Origin of the sequence: Paraburkholderia sp. BR13439 (assembly GCF_040948805.1) — a bacterium.
Lineage (GTDB): Bacteria > Pseudomonadota > Gammaproteobacteria > Burkholderiales > Burkholderiaceae > Paraburkholderia > Paraburkholderia youngii.
The window spans coordinates 1-441 of record NZ_JBFPKN010000152.1 but is presented as its reverse complement, the minus strand read 5'-3'; the positions used below and the strand labels follow the sequence as shown (position 1 = coordinate 441).

Annotated in this window: 1 protein-coding gene; it reads right to left on the bottom strand. The window is 60.3% G+C overall.

The window, feature by feature from the left end:
- The coding region (locus AB3X96_RS42645; protein WP_368594427.1) for a transposase at positions 1-365 on the bottom strand (365 nt) is incomplete at its 3' end.
- Between the last annotated feature and the right edge of the window lie 76 nt (positions 366-441).

Sequence of the window (441 nt, the reverse complement as noted above, 5' to 3'; positions counted from 1 at the left end):
GCGCACTGCGCTGCCTCTGAGGTTGGCCAGCTAACCGTTATCGATTGGTCCGCGCGACGCACCTCGACGCGAATCTCAGATGTCCGCGTGCTTCGCGTCTCAAGAGCGAGCGGTACAAATTCCGGTGCCGGCGCCGCTACCAATGGCGCTGCCATGTCGCTACGGGCCACCAGCACACAATCATTCGTTTCGGCCTGCTCGACCCAACGTCGAAGCAGATTCGCGTTCAGCTTGTGGTGCAATGCGATGGCCGCGAGCGATACCCCGGGCCCCTGGCAAGCTGCCACTACCTGAGCCTTGAACTCGACGCTGTAGCGCCGGCGTCGTCGACGGCTAGGTGCCGCTGCTTCTTCAATAGTGTTCACGTGTCCACCTATTTAAGTGAACACGATGCTCCCAAGACTTTCACCGTGACTCAAGATGGGATGACCGGGCGCTTAC